General features: G+C 69.0%; 22 protein-coding genes. 15 read left to right on the top strand and 7 right to left on the bottom strand.

Annotated elements, in window-relative coordinates; genetic code table 11:
• Positions 1-183 precede the first annotated feature (183 nt).
• Complete coding sequence (locus HMPREF1529_RS14320; protein ID WP_016465326.1) at positions 184-1,110, top strand: heme o synthase; 927 nt, start codon at positions 184-186, stop codon at positions 1,108-1,110.
• Between the two features lie 61 nt (positions 1,111-1,171).
• Here the strand turns inward: HMPREF1529_RS14320 and HMPREF1529_RS14315 are convergent, their stop codons facing one another.
• Positions 1,172-1,585, bottom strand: coding sequence for a hypothetical protein (locus HMPREF1529_RS14315; RefSeq protein WP_016465325.1), 414 nt, complete (start codon positions 1,583-1,585; stop codon positions 1,172-1,174).
• An 84-nt stretch (positions 1,586-1,669) separates the two neighbouring features.
• Positions 1,670-2,665, bottom strand: coding sequence for a COX15/CtaA family protein (locus HMPREF1529_RS14310; protein ID WP_016465324.1), 996 nt, complete (start codon positions 2,663-2,665; stop codon positions 1,670-1,672).
• Positions 2,666-2,957: 292 nt separating this feature from the next.
• Between HMPREF1529_RS14310 and sufB the strand changes: the two genes are divergently transcribed.
• The 11 genes from sufB to HMPREF1529_RS14255 all read left to right on the top strand — a co-directional run bounded on the left by sufB (position 2,958) and on the right by HMPREF1529_RS14255 (position 13,161).
• On the top strand, positions 2,958-4,376 hold the full coding sequence (gene sufB, locus HMPREF1529_RS14305) for a Fe-S cluster assembly protein SufB (RefSeq protein WP_005049286.1): 1,419 nt from the start codon (positions 2,958-2,960) through the stop codon (positions 4,374-4,376).
• Positions 4,376-5,596 (top strand): Fe-S cluster assembly protein SufD, encoded by a 1,221-nt coding sequence (gene sufD, locus HMPREF1529_RS14300; RefSeq protein ID WP_016465323.1) that lies wholly within the window; start codon positions 4,376-4,378, stop codon positions 5,594-5,596. The genes sufB and sufD overlap by 1 nt, the downstream gene beginning before the upstream one ends.
• Entirely contained in the window at positions 5,593-5,922 is a 330-nt protein-coding gene (locus tag HMPREF1529_RS14295) for a non-heme iron oxygenase ferredoxin subunit (protein ID WP_005049289.1), read from the top strand. Before sufD ends, HMPREF1529_RS14295 begins: the two co-directional genes overlap by 4 nt.
• A 14-nt stretch (positions 5,923-5,936) precedes the next feature.
• Entirely contained in the window at positions 5,937-6,707 is a 771-nt protein-coding gene (gene sufC / locus HMPREF1529_RS14290; RefSeq protein WP_005049291.1) for a Fe-S cluster assembly ATPase SufC, read from the top strand.
• A gap of 10 nt (positions 6,708-6,717) precedes the next feature.
• Complete coding sequence (locus HMPREF1529_RS14285) at positions 6,718-7,047, top strand: metal-sulfur cluster assembly factor (RefSeq protein WP_005049292.1); 330 nt, start codon at positions 6,718-6,720, stop codon at positions 7,045-7,047.
• Between the two features lie 65 nt (positions 7,048-7,112).
• On the top strand, positions 7,113-8,273 hold the full coding sequence (locus HMPREF1529_RS14280; protein WP_005049293.1) for a MalY/PatB family protein: 1,161 nt from the start codon (positions 7,113-7,115) through the stop codon (positions 8,271-8,273).
• A 48-nt stretch (positions 8,274-8,321) separates the two neighbouring features.
• Positions 8,322-9,263: a siderophore-interacting protein gene (locus tag HMPREF1529_RS14275; RefSeq protein WP_005049294.1), complete on the top strand. Its 942-nt coding sequence runs from the start codon at positions 8,322-8,324 to the stop codon at positions 9,261-9,263.
• A complete protein-coding gene (locus tag HMPREF1529_RS14270) occupies positions 9,260-10,270 on the top strand; it encodes a FecCD family ABC transporter permease (RefSeq protein ID WP_016465322.1) in 1,011 nt (336 codons plus the stop codon). The genes HMPREF1529_RS14275 and HMPREF1529_RS14270 overlap by 4 nt, the downstream gene beginning before the upstream one ends.
• Entirely contained in the window at positions 10,267-11,283 is a 1,017-nt protein-coding gene (locus tag HMPREF1529_RS14265; protein WP_016465321.1) for a FecCD family ABC transporter permease, read from the top strand. Before HMPREF1529_RS14270 ends, HMPREF1529_RS14265 begins: the two co-directional genes overlap by 4 nt.
• Positions 11,280-12,122: an ABC transporter ATP-binding protein gene (locus HMPREF1529_RS14260; protein ID WP_005049298.1), complete on the top strand. Its 843-nt coding sequence runs from the start codon at positions 11,280-11,282 to the stop codon at positions 12,120-12,122. The genes HMPREF1529_RS14265 and HMPREF1529_RS14260 overlap by 4 nt, the downstream gene beginning before the upstream one ends.
• A gap of 13 nt (positions 12,123-12,135) precedes the next feature.
• A complete protein-coding gene (locus HMPREF1529_RS14255; protein WP_016465320.1) occupies positions 12,136-13,161 on the top strand; it encodes an iron-siderophore ABC transporter substrate-binding protein in 1,026 nt (341 codons plus the stop codon).
• Between the two features lie 67 nt (positions 13,162-13,228).
• Here the strand turns inward: HMPREF1529_RS14255 and HMPREF1529_RS14250 are convergent, their stop codons facing one another.
• On the bottom strand, positions 13,229-13,861 hold the full coding sequence (locus HMPREF1529_RS14250) for a biotin transporter BioY (RefSeq protein WP_016465319.1): 633 nt from the start codon (positions 13,859-13,861) through the stop codon (positions 13,229-13,231).
• Positions 13,862-14,134: 273 nt separating this feature from the next.
• On the opposite strand from HMPREF1529_RS14250, the gene HMPREF1529_RS14245 reads away from it, so the two are divergent.
• On the top strand, positions 14,135-14,644 hold the full coding sequence (locus HMPREF1529_RS14245) for a GNAT family N-acetyltransferase (protein WP_016465318.1): 510 nt from the start codon (positions 14,135-14,137) through the stop codon (positions 14,642-14,644).
• A 141-nt stretch (positions 14,645-14,785) separates the two neighbouring features.
• On the top strand, positions 14,786-16,384 hold the full coding sequence (locus tag HMPREF1529_RS14240; protein ID WP_036283584.1) for an ABC-F family ATP-binding cassette domain-containing protein: 1,599 nt from the start codon (positions 14,786-14,788) through the stop codon (positions 16,382-16,384).
• Positions 16,385-16,408: 24 nt separating this feature from the next.
• Here HMPREF1529_RS14240 and HMPREF1529_RS14235 read toward each other — a convergent pair whose 3' ends face one another.
• From HMPREF1529_RS14235 to HMPREF1529_RS14220, 4 genes are read right to left on the bottom strand one after another with little or no spacing between them, the layout of a single operon-like run.
• Entirely contained in the window at positions 16,409-17,326 is a 918-nt protein-coding gene (locus tag HMPREF1529_RS14235) for an SURF1 family cytochrome oxidase biogenesis protein (RefSeq protein ID WP_016465316.1), read from the bottom strand.
• Positions 17,323-17,526 carry a hypothetical protein gene (locus HMPREF1529_RS14230; RefSeq protein WP_005049304.1) on the bottom strand — a complete coding sequence of 68 codons (204 nt, stop codon included), beginning with the start codon at positions 17,524-17,526 and terminating at the stop codon, positions 17,323-17,325. The genes HMPREF1529_RS14235 and HMPREF1529_RS14230 overlap by 4 nt, the downstream gene beginning before the upstream one ends.
• Positions 17,523-17,912 carry a DUF3099 domain-containing protein gene (locus HMPREF1529_RS14225; RefSeq protein WP_016465315.1) on the bottom strand — a complete coding sequence of 130 codons (390 nt, stop codon included), beginning with the start codon at positions 17,910-17,912 and terminating at the stop codon, positions 17,523-17,525. The genes HMPREF1529_RS14230 and HMPREF1529_RS14225 overlap by 4 nt, the downstream gene beginning before the upstream one ends.
• Positions 17,913-17,963: 51 nt before the next feature.
• A complete protein-coding gene (locus HMPREF1529_RS14220; RefSeq protein ID WP_016465314.1) occupies positions 17,964-18,488 on the bottom strand; it encodes a DUF4190 domain-containing protein in 525 nt (174 codons plus the stop codon).
• Between the two features lie 110 nt (positions 18,489-18,598).
• Here HMPREF1529_RS14220 and HMPREF1529_RS14215 point away from each other — a divergent pair, with 110 nt between their 5' ends.
• Positions 18,599-19,309, top strand: a complete 711-nt coding sequence (locus HMPREF1529_RS14215) for a beta-ketoacyl-ACP reductase (protein ID WP_005049307.1) — start codon at positions 18,599-18,601, stop codon at positions 19,307-19,309.

Genomic DNA, 19,309 nt, shown 5'->3' with positions numbered 1-19,309 from the left:
ACGCCTGTGTTTTCAGCTTAGCGAAGTGCCGCGGGTCGCAGGCCGCATGTGTCGTCCGTGACAATTCGCCGTCGAACCTCGACCGATCGGCGGTGGGCGGCTGCGGCTCGGGCGATCACCCGATGGCCTCGTGACCTAGACTGGGGGAAGGTCTGGAGTGAGCCGGGGAAGGGGTCTGCGGGCATGGTGCAGTCGAGCGTGTCCGCCGGGAACGATGTCGCGATCGGCCTGCCCCTCGGCCAGAAGATCCGCGCCTACGTTGCGCTGACCAAGCCCCGCGTGCTCGAGCTGCTCCTGGTGACGACGGTGCCGGTGATGATCCTGGCGCAGGGCGGGATGCCGAACCTGTGGCTCGTGCTGGCGACGGTGATCGGCGGCGCCATGAGCGCCGGATCGGCCGCCACCTTCAACATGTACCTCGATCGCGACATCGACGCGCACATGCGTCGGACCGAGAATCGTCCGCTCGTCACGGGCGAGGTGACTCCGCGAGGCGCTCTCGTGTTCGCCTGGAGCCTGGCGGTGGGCTCCACGCTCTGGCTGCTGCTGGCCACCAACTGGCTGGCCGCAACGCTGAGCGCCGTGGCCATCTTCTTCTACGTGGTCATCTACACGATGCTGCTGAAGCGCCGCACCGAGCAGAACATCGTCTGGGGCGGCATCGCCGGGTGCTTCCCGGTGCTCATCGGATGGTCGGCCGTCACCGGATCGCTGACCTGGACCCCCTTCGTCCTCTTCCTCCTCGTCTTCCTCTGGACCCCGCCGCACTACTGGCCGCTGTCGATGAAGTACAAGGGCGACTACCAGGAAGCGGACGTGCCGATGCTCGGTGCGACGCGCAACGGCCAGCAGGTCGGGCTGCAGGTCATCCTGTACGCCTGGGCCACCGTCGCCTCCTCGCTTCTGCTCATTCCCGTCGCGGGCATGGGTCTCGTCTACACGGCATCCGCTCTCGTGTTCGGCGGCTGGTTCATCGTCGAGTCCCACGTGCTCTACAACCGTGCCGTCCGCGGAGAGCAGATCCGCCCCATGCGCGTCTTCCACGCGTCGATCACGTACCTGACGCTCCTGTTCGTCGCCATCGCGATCGATCCGCTGCTCCCGTTCTGAACGGACGACGAAGGCGCCGACTCCTCGAGGAGCCGGCGCCTTCGTGTCGTTCGGTGCGCGATCAGACCGTGGGGCGGTCCGTCGTCGCAGCAGCGGACTCGTCGGCGTCCGCAGTCGGGGCGGCGATCGTCTCGGCCACCGGGGCGGCGACCGTCGCGGGCTCCACGACCTCGACCACGTCGATCTCCTGGGGGACGACGCTCGGCGTGACGGCGCGCGCGAGCGAGCCGATGGTGCCGAGGGTCAGCGCCAGAGCCAGACCGATGAGGCCGACGCCGATGAGGATCGCGCCGAGAACGGCCCAGATCTGACCGGCGTAGACCTCGACACCGGTGGCGGTGCCGTCGGCGAGCGTGCTGGCCATGACGGTCAGCTTGTCGACGAGCAGGTAGACGCCGCCGCCGACGGCGACGAGCGAGCCGCCCACGAGCACCCAGAACGGGATGCTGCGGATCACACGGGCGGTGTTGGGCATGGGAAAGCTCCTTCTGTCACGTCGCCGCACGCGCGGCGACACATCGACTATCTGCGAACCACCAGAGGAGCGGTGATGCGCCGGCTATGAGATCGCTGTGGAGCGCTCGCCGGCACCCAGCATGTCATGCGGCTGCTTCATGTGCAGGATCACGGCGGTCATCGCCGCCACGAGTGTCACGGCGAGCATCATGTGGACGTTCACGAGAGCGATCGGAAGGCCCGTGCGCGCCTGCCACAGCCCGATCGCGATCTGCACCAGCTCCACGCCGAGCAGCAGACCCGTCCATCGCCGCATGCCCGTCGTCGCACCCAGCCGGTAGGACCACCCGAACAGCACCAGCGTGAGCGCGAAAAGGACGTAGGCGGGCCAGCTGTGCACGTGCTGCCAGAAAATCGGGTCGAGGCCGTTGCGGGCGGCGGCGGTGTCTCCGGCGTGCGGGCCGGAGCCGGTCAGCAGGATGCCGATGACCACCGTGATGAGAACGACGACGCTCGTCACGTGCGCCACGACGGCGTAGCCGCGCGGGACGACGAGCTCTCGCCGGCCGGGCTTCGCGTACACGCGGACGACGTAGGCGGCGGCGATCGCGACGAGCGCGGCCGACAGCAGATAATGCAGCCCGACGATGCTGGGGTGCAGGTGCAGCCACACGGTGACACCGCCGATGACGGCCTGCAGGATGATGCCGATGCCGATCGCGAGCACGAGCCGCGGCAGTTCCGGACGCGTGCGCCACAGGCGCACGACGGACAGGAAGGCGAGGAGGGCCACGATCACCAGGACGCCGGTCAGCGTGCGGTTGCCGAACTCGATGAGGCCGTGGATGCCGAGCTCCTGCGTCGGGACGAGCGAATCCGGGGTGCAGTACGGCCAGGTCTCGCAGCCCATGCCCGAGCCGGTGAGCCGGACGAGACCGCCCGTGCCGACGATGACGATGTTGCTGATCAGCACGAGCCACGCGAGGACGCGTGTCGGGCGCCCGACACGCGCGGGAAGTCGCGACAGCAGTCCGCGCCCATCCGCGGGTGCGGGCGCCGCGGCGGTGGTGTCGGCGCTGGAGGTCTGTGGTGCGGACAAGGTGGGGTCGCCTCCCGGATGCGCGCCCGGACGGGCGCCGGCCACCCCCGTGTCGGGGTGTTGCCTATAGACTGAAGGGGTGGGAACAGCGGCGCGCGAAGCGCGTCACGCCACCTACAGTCTAGGCGCGCGCGGTGCACGCCCCGACGAAGACCACGTCGGAGAAAACGACACGAAAACGGCCCTGGAAGCGGCATCCGACCTTCGCCCACGACACTCCGATCGTGAGACAGGCGCAGGCGCAGGAATGCCGGAGCGGATGACACCGCCGGGCACGAAGGAGGCAAACCCCATGTCGGATGTGCTCATCGACCGTCCCGAACTCGAGGGACTGGGCGTCTATGAATTCGGCTGGCACGACGAAGACGCCGCCGGCGCCGTCGCCCAGCGCGGGATCAACGAGGACGTCGTCCGCGGGATCTCGGCGCTGAAGAACGAACCCGAGTGGATGCTGAAGACCCGGCTGAAGGGCTTCCAGCTGTTCGGGCGCAAACCGATGCCCACGTGGGGTGCCGACCTCTCGGACATCGACTTCGACAACATCAAGTACTTCGTGCGCTCCACTGAGAAGCAGGCGCAGTCGTGGGAGGATCTCCCGGAGGAGATCCGCAACACGTACGAGAAGCTGGGCATCCCGGAGGCGGAGCGTCAGCGCCTCGTCGCCGGCGTCGCCGCGCAGTACGAGTCCGAGGTCGTCTACCACCAGATCCGCGAGGACCTGGAGCAGCAGGGCGTCATCTTCATGGACACCGATACGGCGCTGCGCGAGCACCCCGAGTTCTTCGAAGAGTACTTCGGCACCGTGATCCCGGCCGGGGACAACAAGTTCGCCGCCCTCAACACGGCCGTCTGGTCAGGTGGATCGTTCGTCTACGTCCCGAAGGGCGTGCACGTCGAGATCCCGCTGCAGGCGTACTTCCGCATCAACACCGAGAACATGGGCCAGTTCGAGCGGACGCTGATCATCGCCGACGAGGACAGCTACGTCCACTACATCGAGGGCTGCACGGCGCCGATCTACAAGAGCGACTCGCTGCACTCGGCCGTCGTCGAGATCATCGTGAAGAAGAACGCGCGCGTGCGGTACACGACGATCCAGAACTGGTCCAACAACGTGTACAACTTGGTGACCAAGCGCGCCATCGCCCACGAAGGCGCGACGATGGAGTGGATCGACGGCAACATCGGCTCGAAGGTCACGATGAAGTACCCGTCCATCTACCTCATGGGCGAGCACGCGAAGGGGGAGACCCTCTCGGTCGCCTTCGCCGGTCCCGGACAGCACCAGGATGCCGGCGCGAAGATGATCCACATGGCTCCCTACACGCAGTCCTCGATCGTCTCCAAGTCGATCGCCCGCGGTGGCGGCCGGGCCGGGTACCGCGGCGAGGTGCGCGTGGACGCCAACGCCCACCACTCGGCGAACACCGTGCGCTGCGACGCGCTCCTGGTCGACACGATCTCGCGTTCGGACACGTATCCGGCGATCGATATCCGTGTCGACGACGTGCAGCTCGGTCACGAGGCCACGGTCTCCAAGGTGAGCGAAGAGCAGCTCTTCTACCTGATGAGCCGCGGCATGCCGGAGGACGAGGCGATGGCGATGATCGTGCGCGGCTTCATCGAGCCCATCGCACGCGAACTGCCCATGGAGTACGCCCTCGAGCTCAACAAGCTCATCGAGATGGGCATGGAAGGATCCGTCGGCTGATGACGACAGCGACTCAGACCCCCGCCGGCGAGAGCGTCCAGGCGGAGGGTCACATCGACCCTGCGGCCACGCTGGTCTCCGGCTTCGTGCCGGTGCAGACGCGATCGGAGCGGCCGACCTCGTTCGACCCCTCCGATTTCGCCGTGCCGACCGGCCGCGAAGTCAACTGGAAGCACACGCCGCTGACTCTCCTGGGCGCCCTGCTGCGCGACGAGCCCGCCCCGCACGACGTCATCGGCGTCGAGGTGAGTGCTCCCTCTTCCGTCGAGCAGGTCCGTCTGCGCGTCGGGGAGGCACCGCGCGGCGAGGTCTTCCGTCCCGAGGATCGCGTCAGCGCGATCGCGTGGGCGCAGGAAGACGAGGCGCCGCTCATCCGCATCCCCGCGGGCATCGAACTCGATGAGCCCGTCGTCGTTCATCTCACCGGTCGCGGCGGCGTCGCGCACGCGCACGTCGTCATCGAGGCGCAAGCGCACTCGCGCGCGACCGTCGTGCTGCGCCACGCCGGCACCGCGCAGCAGGCGCAGAACGTCGAGATCATCGTTCGTGACGGCGCCGCTCTGACGGTCGTCTCGGTGCAGCGCTGGGAGGATGACGCCATCCACCTGGCTTCGCACCAGGCGCGGGTCGACCGCGATGCGACGCTGACTCACGTCGTGGTCAGCCTCGGAGGACGCGTCGTCCGCGTGAACCCGTCCGTCGAGCTCGCCGGGGCAGGCGCCCAGGGCAAGCTCTACGGCCTGTCGTTCGCGGACGCCGGACAGCACCTGGAGAGCCAGGTCTATTTGCACCACAAGGGCGCGCAGACCGTCGGAGACGTGCTCTACAAGGGGGCGCTGCAGGGCGAGTCCGCCCGCAGCGTCTGGGTCGGCGACGTCCTCATCGGACCGGATGCCGTGGGCACCGACTCCTACGAGGCCAACCGCAACCTCGTGCTCACCGACGGTGCGCGTGCCGACTCGATCCCGAACCTCGAGATCGAGACGGGGGACATCCGCGGAGCCGGCCACGCGAGTGCGACCGGACGCTTCGACGACGAGCAGCTGTTCTACCTGCAGGCGCGGGGGATCGCGGAGGGCGAGGCTCGCCGCCTCGTCGTGTTGGGCTTCCTCGCCGAGATCGTCCAGAAGATCGATGTTCCGGCCCTGCAGGACGAGCTCATCGCCGCGATCGAGGACGAACTGGCTCTGGCGTCTGCGACCGAAGGAGAACACGCATGACCGCGCAGAAGGCGCTCAGCCTCAGCGAACTCACCCAGGACACCGCGGTGCGCGTCGAGATCGACGGCGTCCCCATGGCCGTCGTCCTGGACTCGAACGGTGAGGTCCACGCGATCGGCGACACGTGCACGCACGGCGACATCTCGCTGTCGGACGGGTTCGTGGAAGGCGAGACCCTCGAGTGCTGGGCCCACGGCTCGGCTTTCTCGCTGCGCACCGGTCGCCCCCTGAACCTTCCGGCCTACGAGCCGGTGCCCGTGTACGCGGTCACGATCGACGGGGACGACGTCCTGATCGATCCCGCTGTCCTCAAAGATGTGAACTGAAGAAGGTAACTGACATGGCTGTTCTCGAGATCCGCGACCTCCACGTGACGGTCGAGACCGACGCGGGGGAGACCCCCATCCTCAACGGCGTCGACCTGACGGTGCGCACCGGGGAGACGCACGCGATCATGGGCCCCAACGGCTCCGGAAAGTCGACGCTCGCCTACACGATCGCCGGTCACCCCAAGTACACGGTGACCCAGGGCACGATCACTCTGGACGGCGAGGACGTGCTGGCGATGTCGGTCGACGAGCGCGCTCGTGCCGGGCTGTTCCTCGCGATGCAGTATCCGGTGGAGATCCCCGGTGTGACCGTCACGAACTTCCTCCGTACGGCGAAGACCGCGATCGAGGGCGAGGCGCCCGCGATCCGTACGTGGACGAAGGACGTCAAGGAGGCGATGAAGAACCTCCGCATGGATCCGAAGTTCGCTGCCCGCAACGTCAACGAGGGCTTCTCCGGCGGCGAGAAGAAGCGCCACGAGATCCTGCAGCTCGAGCTGCTCAAGCCGGCGATCGCGGTGCTGGACGAGACCGACTCCGGCCTCGACGTCGACGCGCTGAAGATCGTCTCCGAAGGGGTGAACCGTGCCAAGGAGGCGACGGACCTCGGCGTGCTGCTCATCACGCACTACACGCGCATCCTCCGCTACATCAAGCCCGATTTCGTGCACGTGCTCGTGAAGGGCCGCGTCGCCGAGGAGGGCGGACCGGAGCTGGCGGAGCGGCTGGAGGACGAGGGCTACGACCGGTATCTCGAGCCGTCCGACATCGTCGAGGCATAGGATCGAACCCATGACTGCGACGCTCAGTCCGGAGAAGTACGACGACGTCACCGAGGCTCTCAAGGACGTGATGGATCCCGAGCTCGGGATCAATGTCGTCGATCTCGGTCTCATCTACGACCTCAGCTGGGACGAGGAGAACGACGCCCTCGTCATCCACATGACGCTGACCTCGGCGGGATGCCCGCTCACGGACGTGCTCGAAGAGCAGACCGCGCAGGCCCTGGACGACGTGGTCGATCGCTTCCGCATCAACTGGGTGTGGATGCCGCCGTGGGGTCCGGAGCGCATCACCGACGACGGGCGCGACATGATGCGCGCTCTCGGGTTCGCGATCTGATCGACGACCGACGTCGCGTGACGCTCGATGCGCGACGCGCGCGATCGGCTCGCTAGGCTCGACGAGTGCGCACTCATCCTCTCGATGCCCTGCCCCTGGAGACGTTGCGACGCCGGTCCAGCACGAAGTGGCGGACCTATCCCGACGATGTCCTCCCGCTTTTCGTCGCGGAGACCGACTTCGCCCTGGCGCCCGCCATCACGGAGGCTCTGAACACGGCGGTCGCTCTCGGCGACACGGGGTACACCCCACCGGACCTCGGTGTGCGTGACGCCTTCGCCGGATTCGCAGCGCGCCGCTACGGATGGACGGTCGAACCCGCGCGGGTGCGCACGACCGGGGACGTGATGATGGGCGTCGTCGAGCTCTTGCGCGCCACGACGACTCCGGGAGATCGGGTCGTCACCACGCCTCCCGTGTACCCGCCGTTCGCGATGTGCATCGTCGAGGCCGGATGCCGCGTGGAGCCGGTGCCGCTGTTGGATAGCGGTGGGGGATGGGCACTCGATCTCGACGGCATCGATGCGGCGCTGGCCGACGGCGCCCGCGCCGTCTTGCTCTGCAACCCCCACAATCCCACCGGCACCGTCCATGACGCGGCAACCCTGGCCGCGCTCGCGGAGATCGTCGCGCGGCACGGCGCCGTGGTCATCAGCGACGAGATCCATGCCCCGCTCGCCTCCGACGACGTGCCGTATACCCCCTTCCTCGCGGCGTCGTCGACGGCCGCAGCGGTCGGGTACGCCGTCACCAGTGCGTCGAAGGCGTTCAACTTGGCGGGGCTCAAGTGTGCCCTCATCGTCACCGCTCACGACCGCACGAGTGCCGTCGTGGCGGCGCTGCCCCCGGAGGTCGAGTGGCGCACGGGGTTGTTCGGCGCCATCGCCGCCGTCGCTGCTTTCGACGGGGCGTCGGATGAGTGGCTGAACGCGCTCCACGCGCGTCTGGACACGAATCGTCGTCTTCTCGCCGACCTGATCGCCGTGCACCTGCCACGGGCGCTCTATCGGATACCGCAGGCGGGTTACCTCGCGTGGATAGATCTCACCGCCTATGCCTGGGGTGACGATCCTGCTGCGCGCATCCTCGAGGAGGCGAAGGTGGCGCTGCAGCATGGTCCCGAGTTCGGGCCTCAGGGGACCGGCTACGTTCGACTCAACTTCGGCTGCTCCCCGGACCTTCTGGTGGACGCGGTCGAGCGGATCGGGCGCCTCGCCGTCGACTGATCCCGCTTCGGCGTGGCGATTTTGCATAGGTAAGGCTAACCTTAAAGCGTGTCCCACGCTTCGACCGTCCTTCGCCCTGCGTACCGCCCGTACGCCGTCCGTGTGGCAGCGGTACGTCGTCTGGCGCCGCACTACGTTCGCCTCACCTTCACGGGCGAAGAGCTGGAGTGGTTCGGCACCGCCGGTCTCGACCAGCGCATCAAGGTGGTGCTGCCTTTGGAGGGCATCGCCGGTGGCTTCGCCGACTTCGGGCAAAGTGAGGCCGCCGGTGACTGGTACGACCGCTGGCGTGCACTTCCCCCCGCCGAGCGCAATCCCTTCCGCACGTATACCGTGCGGCGCATCGACCCGGCCGCCCGAGAACTCGACGTGGACTTCGTCGTCCACCACGATGCGGGTCCCGCGGGAACCTGGGCGGACGCAGCGAGCGTCGGAGACGCGCTGATCATCGTCGGCCCCGACGAGCGCAGTCCGCTCTCACGCACCGGCATCGACTGGCATCCGGGAACGGCACGGCGTCTGCTCTTGGCCGGTGATGAGACCGCCGCGCCGGCGATCGGCGGCATCCTCGACTCACTCGACCCTCGATGCGAGGTCGATGCCTTCATCGAGGTGCCCACTCTTGCGGACACCGCTCTTCCCCTGCCGACGGCGAGGTCCGACCGTCGAGTCGTCTGCCTGCCGCGCGGCGACCGCGTCCACGGCGAGGTCCTCATCGAGGCGGTGAGGGAGTGGACCCGGCATCAGGGACCCCTTCTGGCGCGCGCCGCGGCGCCGCGACCGCAGATGCTCGACGACATCGATGTCGACCGCGACCTGCTCTGGGACAGCCCCGAGGACGGCGACGGCGAGTTCTATGCGTGGATGGCGGGGGAGTCGGCGACGGTCAAGGTTCTCCGGCGGCTTCTCGTGTCGGAGTGCGGCGTCGACCGTAAGCGTGTCGCCTTCATGGGGTACTGGCGACGCGGTCAGTCTGAGCGCGTCGAATGAGCGCGCCGGTACGACCGCGCCGAACCCTTGTCGTCGCGGTGGCCGGAGTCGCCCTCCTGGCCGTTTTCGTCCTGCTCTCGCTGGGAGTCGGAGCGCGCCAGATCGCCCCGGGCGAGGTGTGGCGCGCGTTGGTGGCGTTCGACGCCGCCAATCCCGATCACATCGTGATCGTCACCCAGCGCGTGCCCCGCACCGTCATCGGCGTCTGCGCCGGCGCCGCGCTCGCCCTGGCGGGAACGGTCATGCAGGGCCTCACGCGCAACCCCTTCGCCGACCCCGGACTGCTCGGTCTGAACGCGGGGGCCTCCGTGGCTGTGCTCGCCGCGATCACGCTGTTCGGGATGTCGACGCCAGACGGCTTCGTCTGGTTCGCGTTCGGCGGCGCCGCCGTGGCGGCGGTCGCGGTCGCGCTGATCGGAGGCCGGGGAAACGAGGCCGGGCCCGCGCGACTCGCACTCACCGGCGCGGCCGTGACTGCCGGGCTCAGCGCGGTGACCTTCCTGATCCTCAACACCAACTCCTACGCGCTCGACGTCTATCGGTACTGGGCGGCCGGAGGTCTGTCGACTCGAGGTTTGGATGCCGTCGCACTCGTGCTGCCCGCACTCGTCGTCGGTGTCGTTCTCGCCCTGGCATCCGCCCGCGGCCTCGACCTCTTCGCTCTCGGTGCGGACACCGCCGCCGGCCTCGGGCACGACGTCGGTCGCAGCCGCGTGCTCGGCATCGTCGCGACCGTGCTCCTGTGCGGCGGGGCGACCGCGATCGCCGGCCCGATCGTCTTCCTCGGGCTGCTCGTCCCGCACGCGCTGCGTGGCGTCGTCGGGGGCAGCTACGGGCGCCTCCTGCCTCTCGGGATGCTCTACGGGGGGGTCTTCCTGCTGTTGGCCGATGTGGTGGGACGCGTCGTCGCGCCACCCGGCGAAGTGCAGGCCGGCATCGTCGTCGCGATCATCGGCGCCCCCGTTCTGATCGCACTCGTGCTGCAGCCGCGTCGGAGCATGCTGTGAGTGCCACCCTGGCCGTCCGCCGCGCCGCCGCCCGCCGCCACCGCATGGTGGTGAGCACGGTCATCGTCTTCGCCGTCGTTGCCGTCGTCGTCGCTGTCTCGGTGGGCGACTACCCGATCGCCCCCGACCGTCTCTGGGCGACGTTGACCGGGTCCGGGACGCGCATCGAGCAGTACGTCGTCTTCCAGGTGCGGGCGCCGCGCGCCGCCATGGCGCTGGTGGTCGGGGCCGCGCTGGGCGCCGCCGGAGCGCTCCTGCAGTCGTTCTTGAGCAACCCTCTGGCCAGTCCCGACCTGCTCGGCATCTCCGGCGGAAGCGGTCTCGCCGCCGTGACCGCGATCCTCGTCCTGGGGACGACCGGACCGCTCCTGGCGGTGTTCGCCTTCGCCGGCGGAGCCGCCGTCGCCGTCCTGCTCGCCCTTGCCGGACGCTCACTGCGCGACGGCGGGTTCCGCCTCATCCTGGCCGGCATCGGCGTCTCGTTCCTCACCGCCGCTCTCATCAACCTGTTGATGGTGCGTGCGAAGGTCGAGGAGGCTCGACTCGCACTGCTGTGGCTCACGGGAAGCCTGTCCTCGACGCCGTGGTGGCAGGTCGTCGTAGTCGTGGTCGTCATCATCGCGCTGCTTCCGGCGCTCATCGTCGCATCGCGGTGGTTGCCGCTCGTGCAGCTGGGGCGGGAGACCGCTCACGGGCTCGGCGTCGCCAGCGCCCCCGTTCGTCTGGTCGTCGTGACCAGCGCGGTGCTCCTCACCGCCGTGACCTGCGCCTTCGTCGGACCGATCTCCTTCATCGCGCTGTGCGCTCCCGCCATCGCCCGCGCGCTCCTGCGCCACGGCGCCGTCGGGGTCGGCACCAGTGCTGCCGTGGGCGCTGTTCTGCTGTCGGCCGCCGATCTCGTGGCCCAGTACGCCATCCCGGGCGTCAGCATGCCCGTCGGCATCGTGACCGGTGCGGTCGGCGCCCTTTTCCTACTCTGGCTGCTCGCCACATCGAAAGGACGCCAGCTATGACGTCGTCTCCGGATGCACCGCGCCTCGCCGCGCGTGCCCTCGCCGCCGGCTACCCCTCCCGACGCGTCATCGACGACCTCGACCTCGAGCTCGCTCCCGGGCGCGTCACGATGATCATCGGCGCCAACGCGTCGGGCAAGTCCACCTTGCTGGGAACACTCGCCCGGCTCCACGCGCCGCTCGCGGGTCGTGTGGAGATCGACGACGCGGATGTCCGCGGCATCCCGCGCCGTCAGCTGGCCCAGACCGTCGGACTTCTCCCGCAGCATCCGACCGCACCCGACGGCGTCACGGTGGCCGAGCTGGTCGGTCGCGGCCGTCATCCCCACCGCGGACTGCTGCAGCGCTGGAGCGCGCACGACACGGCGCGGGTGGACGAGGCGATGGCGTGGACGGGGATCACAGACCTCGCCGAGCGGCCCGTAGGCGATCTGTCGGGCGGGCAGCGTCAGCGCGTGTGGATCGCGATGGCACTCGCGCAGGATCCGCGCATCCTGCTGCTCGATGAGCCGACCACGTTCCTCGATCTCAGTCACCAGCTGGAGGTGCTCGACCTTCTGAGCGACCTCAACCGCGAACGGGGAACCACGGTCGTCGCGGTGCTCCACGATCTCAACCTGGCCGCCCGGTACGCCGACGAGCTCGTCGTCATGCACGCCGGGAGCATCATCGCCCACGGCGCCCCCGCCGAGGTTATGACCGCCGAGACGATCCGTCGGGCGTTCGGGCTGTCGTCGCTGGTGATGCCCGATCCTCTCACCGGGACGCCGATCATCATCCCCGTCCCGTCGGCGAGCGCCTCCGCACGCGTCGACGGCGCCATCCCTGCACGTCCCTGAGAAAGGAAGACCCATGAGACGACTCCGCACAGCACTCGGACTCGCCGCGATCGCCGGAGTGACCGCACTCCTGCTGTCCGGCTGCGCCGCCGGATCCGCGGCGCCCATCACCTCCGAGAGCGTTTCGGGTGACGGCTTCCCCGTCACCATCACCTCGGCGCTCGGAGACGCCACGATCGAGAAGAAGCCCGAGCGCATCGCGACGTGGGGGTGGGGTGCGACGGACGCCGTTCTCGCTCTCGGCATCCAGCCCGTCGCGATCCCCGCCGACAACTACTCGGGCGGTGACGACAAGATGCCGCCGTGGGTCGCGGATGCCGTCGACAAGCTCGGAGGCACCAAGCCCACCATTCTCGACGTCAGCTCGAACGACGTCCCGCTCGAGGAGCTGCTGAGGACGAACCCTGACCTGCTGCTCGCCCCCTATTCGGGGCTCACGCAGAAGGACTACGACGCCATCACGGCGGCGGGTATCCCCGTCGTCGCCTACCCGAGCGCGCCGTGGGCGACCCCCTGGCGCGATGTCATCACGATCACCGGCAAGGCTCTCGGGATGAGCACGCAGGCCGCCGATCTGCTGACGAGCCTCGACGCGCAGGTGAAGGACGCGGCGTCGGCGCATCCGGAGTTCGCCGGCGTCACGATCGCCTACGTGGACGACGACGTGGACACGTTCTACATGTATCTTCCGGCCGACCCCCGCGTGGAGGTTCTGCAGGATCTCGGCTTCGTCTCGCCGTCGAGTGTGACCTCGCTCGACAAGGGCGAGGGGACCTTCTACACCACGGTCAGTCAGGAGAACCTCGACAAGATCGATGCTCAGGTCATCTTCACGCAGGCTGAGGATCAGAAGACGCTCGACGACTTCCTCGCATCTGCGCGGGGTCAGCTGATCCCCGCCGTCAAGAAGGGTGCCGTCGCAGCGATGGTGGGCGCGGAGAACGTGGCGGCGGTCTCGCCGACCGCATTGACCCTGCCCTGGGCACTGCCGACGATCACGCAGAAGCTGGCCGCCGCGGTGGCCGTCGCGAAGGGCTGACGCGGCGAGAGACACGACGACGGCCCCGACCGCAGTGGTCGGGGCCGTCGTCGTTGCGCGGTGAGGGTCAGCGACCGGACCGGCGCTCCAGGGCGCGGACGCCCGCCCAGGCAGCGGGGATCAGCAGCGCAGCGAGCGCGGCTTTGACGATGCCGCCAAGGATGAACGGGGTGACACCGGCGGCGAGGATCGCCTCGATACCGAGGCCCTTGCCCAGGACGGTGTTCAGAATGAAGGCCATGTACGGTACGCCGAACAGGAACGGGATCACGCTCGCCGCCGCGAAGCCGACGAACGCGAGGACGGGGCGTCGATCCCAGGCGCGCTCCGCGAACCATCCCGCGACGAAGGCGGCGAAGACGAAGCCGATGATGAACCCGAAGCTCGGCTTGGTGATCGCCGCGATCGTTCCCGTGAACCCGGCGAAGACCGGCAGGCCCGCCAGGCCGGCCACGAGATAGGTGACGAGAGCGGCAGCGCCCCGGCGGGCACCGAGCGCGGCGCCCACGACGACGACGGCGAGAGTCTGTCCGGTGACAGGGACAGGCCAGAGCGGCACCTCGACCTGCGCGAGCACGGCGACCACCGCGGCGCCCGCGACGACGAGAGCGGCATCCAGTGCGGCGGCACGCGCACGGTCGGTCGGGCGGGCGATGAGGTCGGCGAGCACGGGGCGGCGGCCGGCGACGGCGAGGGACATGCGGTCTCCTTCGAGAGGCGGACGGGTCACGGCTCAGCCTAGAGTCTCGCCGCGCGGGCCACCTGGCCGACATCGATGGAACACCGCCGGATTCGTTGTCGCATGAAGACAATCGGACGGCCATGCATCCCGTCCCGCGCGCTCGCCGTCGGTGTGGCGGCGCCTGCGATCCGGCGGGTTCGGGGTCGCGACACGCGGCATCCACCGTCATGCAGACGCCGTTTGCGACCCCGATCCGGCGGCGTCGCATGCGACGCTGACTACACTCGCGACATGACGACCTTCACCGTTCGCGTCGCCCGTCCCGCGGATGCCGCCGGCATGGCGCGCGTGCACGTCGAGGGATGGCGGCAGACCTACCGCGGCCTCATGTCGGACGAGGTCCTCGACGCGCCCAACTTCGTGGACCGCCGCGAGCGCTTCTGGGCCGCGGCGCTGGGCGACGACCCCCGCTTCGCGCAGGTCGCTGCAGCCGTCGCCCTCGTCGACGACGAGGTCGTGGGGATCGCGATGACCGGTCCCACACCCGAAGCCGACCGGTCGGATGGCACCCCCGATCGCGCGCTCCACGTGCTCTATGTCCTCGCCGATCATCACGGCACCGGCGCCGGCGCTGCGCTCTTGGACGAGGTGGCTCCGCCATCCGTGGCGCACATGCTGTGGGTGGCTGACCCCAATCCCCGCGCGCAGGCCTTCTACGCCAAGCACGGCTTCGCGCCCGACGGTACCGCACGCGTCGACGACGGCGTGCGCGAGGTGCGGATGACCCGTTCGGCGCGCTGAGCCGGGGCGCCGAGTCGCCGCGCACGAGCGGGCCCCCCATGCCCCGCACCTCGACGGCTGCGGGTGGCGGACGCGGACGGTAGACTGGGAGGCTGGCCCGTCTCCGGGTCCCTTCCCATCCCCGACGAACGGACGTCCGCTGTGCTCGCCGTGCACGATCTTGAGATCCGCGTGGGCGCTCGCACGCTCATGTCGGAGGTGTCGTTCCGCGTCTCTGACGGCGACAAGATCGGTCTCGTCGGCCGAAACGGTGCCGGAAAGACCACGCTGACGAAGGTGCTGGCCGGCGACCTGCTGCCGGCCGACGGCAAGGTCGAGCGCTCGGGCGAGCTGGGCTACCTTCCGCAGGACCCGCGGTCCGGCGACCCCGAGATGCTCGCGCGCACCCGCATCCTCGATGCGCGCGGACTCGGCACCCTCGCCCTGCAGATGCAGGAGGCGTCGATGCAGATGGGGGATGCCGACGAAAAGGCGGCTGCGAAGGCGATGCGCCGCTACGGCAACCTCATGGAGCGCTTCGAGGCGCTCGGCGGCTACACGGCCGAGTCCGAAGCGGCATCCATCGCCCACAACCTCTCGCTGCCGGATCGCATCCTCGACCAGCCGCTGAAGACGCTGTCCGGCGGCCAGCGTCGCCGCATCGAGCTTGCGCGGATCCTCTTCTCCGATGCGCAGACGATGATCCTCGACGAGCCCACCAACCACCTCGACGCCGACAGCGTCGTGTGGCTGCGGGAGTTCCTCAAGAACTACAAGGGCGGGCTCATCGTCATCAGCCACGACGTCGAACTCGTCGGCGAGACGGTCAACCGTGTCTTCTACCTCGACGCGATGCGCCAGGTCATCGACGTCTACAACATGAACTGGAAGAACTACCTGCGTCAGCGGGTCGCCGACGAGGAACGCCGCAAGAAGGAACGCGTCAACATCGAGAAGAAGGCGACGGCGCTGCAGCTGCAGGCCGCGCGTTTCGGTGCCAAGGCGTCCAAGGCCGCCGCGGCGCACCAGATGGTCGCGCGCGCCGAGAAGATGCTCTCCGGCCTCGAAGAGGTCCGCCAGGAGGACCGTGTCGCGAAGCTGCGCTTCCCGAAGCCGGCGCCCTGCGGCAAGACGCCGCTCATGGCGAAGAACCTCTCCAAGTCGTACGGATCGCTGGAGATCTTCACCGACGTCGACCTGGCCATCGATCGCGGGTCGAAGGTGGTCGTGCTCGGCCTCAACGGCGCCGGCAAGACCACACTGCTCAGGATCCTCGCCGGCGTGGACAAGGCCGACACCGGCGTCATCGAGCCCGGCCACGGCCTGAAGATCGGCTACTACGCCCAGGAGCACGAGAACCTCGACGTCAACCGCTCGGTCCTCGACAACATGATGTCGGCGGCGCCGGACATCAACGCCACCGAGGCGCGCAAGGTGCTCGGTTCGTTCCTGTTCACCGGCGACGACGTTCTCAAGCCTGCCGGTGTGCTCTCCGGCGGTGAGAAGACCCGCCTGTCGCTGGCGACGTTGGTCGTCTCCTCGGCGAACATGCTGCTGCTCGACGAACCGACCAACAACCTCGACCCCGCCTCGCGCGAGGAGATCCTCGGCGCGCTCGCGCACTACGAAGGCGCCGTCGTTCTCGTCTCCCACGACGAGGGCGCCGTTCAGGCACTCAACCCCGAGCGGGTGCTGATCCTGCCGGACGGTGTCGAGGACATCTGGGGCCGCGACTACGTCGACCTCATCACGCTCGCCTGAGCGCCGATGTGAGAACAGGGGCGCTCAGCGGGGCGTAAGCTCGTCGAGCAGGGCGTCCTCTTCCTGCATGTCGCGGTCGCGTCGCCGGGTCTCGCGCTGTCGACGTCGACGGGCTGTCGCGGACGGCTCCGCCCCGTCCGCCGCCGCGGTCTCGGTCACCTCAGCCGCGGACGCCGCCGCCGCGTCTTCCGCATCCTCTCGCCGGTGACGGATCTCGGTGCGGATCATGTACCAGATGAAGACGAACCCCATCAGTGCGAAGAGGATCCACTGGATGGCGTACGAAAGATACGGGCCTGGGTCGTCCGACGGCGACTCGAGGGCGTTCGGCGCTTGCGAGGGGCTGGGCTGCTCCGATACCAGCAGTCCGTACGCGCTGGTGATCAGCGTGGGCTGAGCGGTGGTCTCCGCGACCAGGGGGAGATTGATCGTGGGCACCTGACCGTCCGGAGCGGAGCGTCCGGAGTTCGGCAGTGGCTCGCCCGGCTTCAGGCGGGCGATGACCTGCACCTGGCCCGAGGGGGGAGCGGGGATCGTGTCGGGCTCCGGCTGGGCTGAGCCCGGCGGCAGCCACCCGCGGTCGATGAGGAAGACCGCTCCCTCCACGGTTCGGAACGGGACGAGCACCTCGAAGGCGCTGGTCCCGCCGTGCGCGCGATTGCGGGCCAACAGCGTACGGTCTTTCAGGTACTCGCCGGTGAGGGTGACGGGGCGCCACTGGTCTGCGGGCGGGAACGTCCCGTCGGTGCCGATCACCTGGTCCAGTGGCACGGGAGCGGCGTCGTAGTTCGCGGCGATCAGCGCGAGCTGGCTGCTGCGGTCCGCGTTGCGCGTGAACTGCCAGTTCGACAGAAAGGCGCAGACGATGGCGAAGACGATCGCGATCGCGACGTACCCCGCCCAGCGCAGCGCGGTCTGCTGTCGGGCCGTGCGCCCGCTCATCTCGTCGCCTCCGCATCGATAGCGACGACGTCAACCGGAAAGTCGCGGGCGGCGAGATAGTCGCGTAGGTAGGCGACGTGGTCGTCGCAGGCGGTCCAGATCTTGCGTCGTTCGGGGGAGTGGATGCGCGGATTGCGCCACTGCACTTGCCACGACGCGGGCGCGCGGCAGCCTGTCCTCGAGCAGATGGCCGCGGTCATGTGTCGTCCGACGGTGTCCGGGGCGCGGGCGGCTGGTGGGACGACTCGCTCAGCCTGATCACGCGGGGCGCCTCGTCGACCGCCGCGGTGGGGTCGGGCGACGGCGCACGCACCGTCGGCGTGGCCTCGATGGCTCGCTCGGGCGCGACGGCACGCTCCGCCGAGCCGGAGGCGACGTTGGCGATGACGACGGCGAAATAGGGCAGGAACATCGCTCCCGCTCCGAACAGCCAGGTGTACCAGCTGTAGGGGGTGACGGCCACCATCAGGACGAAGCAGATCACGCGAATGACCATCATCGTGAAGTACTTCGTCATGCGCGCGCTGGCGTCGTCACGCGGTGCGCGCGGCAACGAGGTGGCGGACTGAGGACGGGAGCTTTTCACGGTCCCCTCAGCCTACGCCGCGTGTGCGGCGCCAGCGTGGCGGCGCAGGGATCAGTACGAGCCGTAACGCGAGCTGGCGGCGGCCCCGAGGATGATGAAGAAGACGAAGAAGCCGATGATCAAGAGCGAGATCGCCACGCCGACCCATCCCACGATCACGCCCGCGAGGGCCATGCCGCGACCGCCCTCGCCCGTGCGCTTGATCTGGTTCAGCGAGAGGTGACCCATGACGGCGCCGCCGACCGATCCGATCAGAGGCAGGATCCAGACGAAGCCAAGAATCGAGGCGATCATCGAGATGATGGCGAGGACGTTCGTCTTCGGCGCGGTCGCCCCGTAGGAGGGGGCGGATCCGTAGACGGGGGGTGCGCCGGGCGCAGGCTGCACCGGCGCTCCGGCGCCCGCGCCGTACGCCGGAGGCGCGGAAGGGTAGGACGCCTGCGGGTAGGGCGGTGGCTGGTAGGCGGGCGGAGCCGGAGGCGTGTAGGGGGCATCCGCCGCAGGAGCCGGAGTCGGGGGCGTCACCGGCGGGGTGGCCGCGGCATCCGGGGACTGAGGGTTCGTCGCGTCGGTCATGATCTCTCCTGTCTCGCCGTGCCAGCCTATCGGGCACAGCGCCCGAGAGGGGAGCCGCCGTGTGCGCCGAGTAGGCTGGGGCGGTTACTCCCCAGCGAAACGGAGCCCCCATGTCGCACGATCGCGTCGTCCTCGTCACCGGCGGAAACCGCGGCATCGGCCGCGCGATCGCCGAGCGCTTCGTCGCCGAGGGGTACCGCACGGCGGTCACCGCCCGCTCCGGCGAGGGTCCTGAGGGCACGTTCACCGTACGCGCGGACGTGACGGATGCCGCGTCGCTGGATGCCGCGTTCACCGACGTCGAGAAGCAGCTCGGTCCCGTGGAGATCGTGGTCGCGAACGCGGGGATCACGAAGGACACGCTGCTGCTGCGGATGACGGAGGACGACTTCGACTCCGTCGTGGCGACGAACCTGGGCGGCACCTTCCGCGTCGTCAAGCGCGCGTCCAAAGGCATGCTGCGGGCCAAGTGGGGGCGTGTCATCCTCATCTCCAGCGTCGTGGGCCTGTACGGCTCGCCGGGCCAGATCAACTACTCGTCGTCGAAGGCTGCGCTCGTCGGCTTCGCGCGCTCGCTGACCCGCGAGCTCGGAGGTCGTGGCATCACCGCCAACGTCGTCGCCCCCGGGTTCATCGAGACCGACATGACTGCCGAACTGCCCGAAGACACGCAGAACGAGTACAAGCGGAACATCCCCGCCGGCCGTTTCGCGACGCCCGACGAGGTCGCGGGTGTCGTCACGTGGCTGGCGTCGGAGGATGCCGCCTACATCTCGGGTGCTGTCATCCCCGTCGACGGCGGCCTCGGCATGGGGCACTGA

The sequence above is a fragment of the Microbacterium sp. oral taxon 186 str. F0373 genome (assembly GCF_000411455.1).
Lineage (GTDB): Bacteria > Actinomycetota > Actinomycetes > Actinomycetales > Microbacteriaceae > Microbacterium.
Note: the sequence above shows the minus strand (reverse complement) of the source record. Positions and strands in the feature narration are given on the sequence as shown.

Coding starts and splice junctions, on each gene's coding strand:
- HMPREF1529_RS14235 (WP_016465316.1), bottom strand. CDS start 17,326: ATGAGCGGGCGCACGGCCCGACAGCAGACCGCGCTGCGCTGGGCGGGG.
- HMPREF1529_RS14270 (WP_016465322.1), top strand. CDS start 9,260: ATGAGCGCGCCGGTACGACCGCGCCGAACCCTTGTCGTCGCGGTGGCC.
- HMPREF1529_RS14255 (WP_016465320.1), top strand. CDS start 12,136: ATGAGACGACTCCGCACAGCACTCGGACTCGCCGCGATCGCCGGAGTG.
- HMPREF1529_RS14215 (WP_005049307.1), top strand. CDS start 18,599: ATGTCGCACGATCGCGTCGTCCTCGTCACCGGCGGAAACCGCGGCATC.
- HMPREF1529_RS14295 (WP_005049289.1), top strand. CDS start 5,593: ATGACCGCGCAGAAGGCGCTCAGCCTCAGCGAACTCACCCAGGACACC.
- HMPREF1529_RS14260 (WP_005049298.1), top strand. CDS start 11,280: ATGACGTCGTCTCCGGATGCACCGCGCCTCGCCGCGCGTGCCCTCGCC.
- HMPREF1529_RS14315 (WP_016465325.1), bottom strand. CDS start 1,585: ATGCCCAACACCGCCCGTGTGATCCGCAGCATCCCGTTCTGGGTGCTC.
- HMPREF1529_RS14285 (WP_005049292.1), top strand. CDS start 6,718: ATGACTGCGACGCTCAGTCCGGAGAAGTACGACGACGTCACCGAGGCT.
- HMPREF1529_RS14245 (WP_016465318.1), top strand. CDS start 14,135: ATGACGACCTTCACCGTTCGCGTCGCCCGTCCCGCGGATGCCGCCGGC.
- HMPREF1529_RS14250 (WP_016465319.1), bottom strand. CDS start 13,861: ATGTCCCTCGCCGTCGCCGGCCGCCGCCCCGTGCTCGCCGACCTCATC.
- HMPREF1529_RS14230 (WP_005049304.1), bottom strand. CDS start 17,526: ATGACCGCGGCCATCTGCTCGAGGACAGGCTGCCGCGCGCCCGCGTCG.
- sufB (WP_005049286.1), top strand. CDS start 2,958: ATGTCGGATGTGCTCATCGACCGTCCCGAACTCGAGGGACTGGGCGTC.
- HMPREF1529_RS14320 (WP_016465326.1), top strand. CDS start 184: ATGGTGCAGTCGAGCGTGTCCGCCGGGAACGATGTCGCGATCGGCCTG.
- sufD (WP_016465323.1), top strand. CDS start 4,376: ATGACGACAGCGACTCAGACCCCCGCCGGCGAGAGCGTCCAGGCGGAG.
- HMPREF1529_RS14220 (WP_016465314.1), bottom strand. CDS start 18,488: ATGACCGACGCGACGAACCCTCAGTCCCCGGATGCCGCGGCCACCCCG.
- sufC (WP_005049291.1), top strand. CDS start 5,937: ATGGCTGTTCTCGAGATCCGCGACCTCCACGTGACGGTCGAGACCGAC.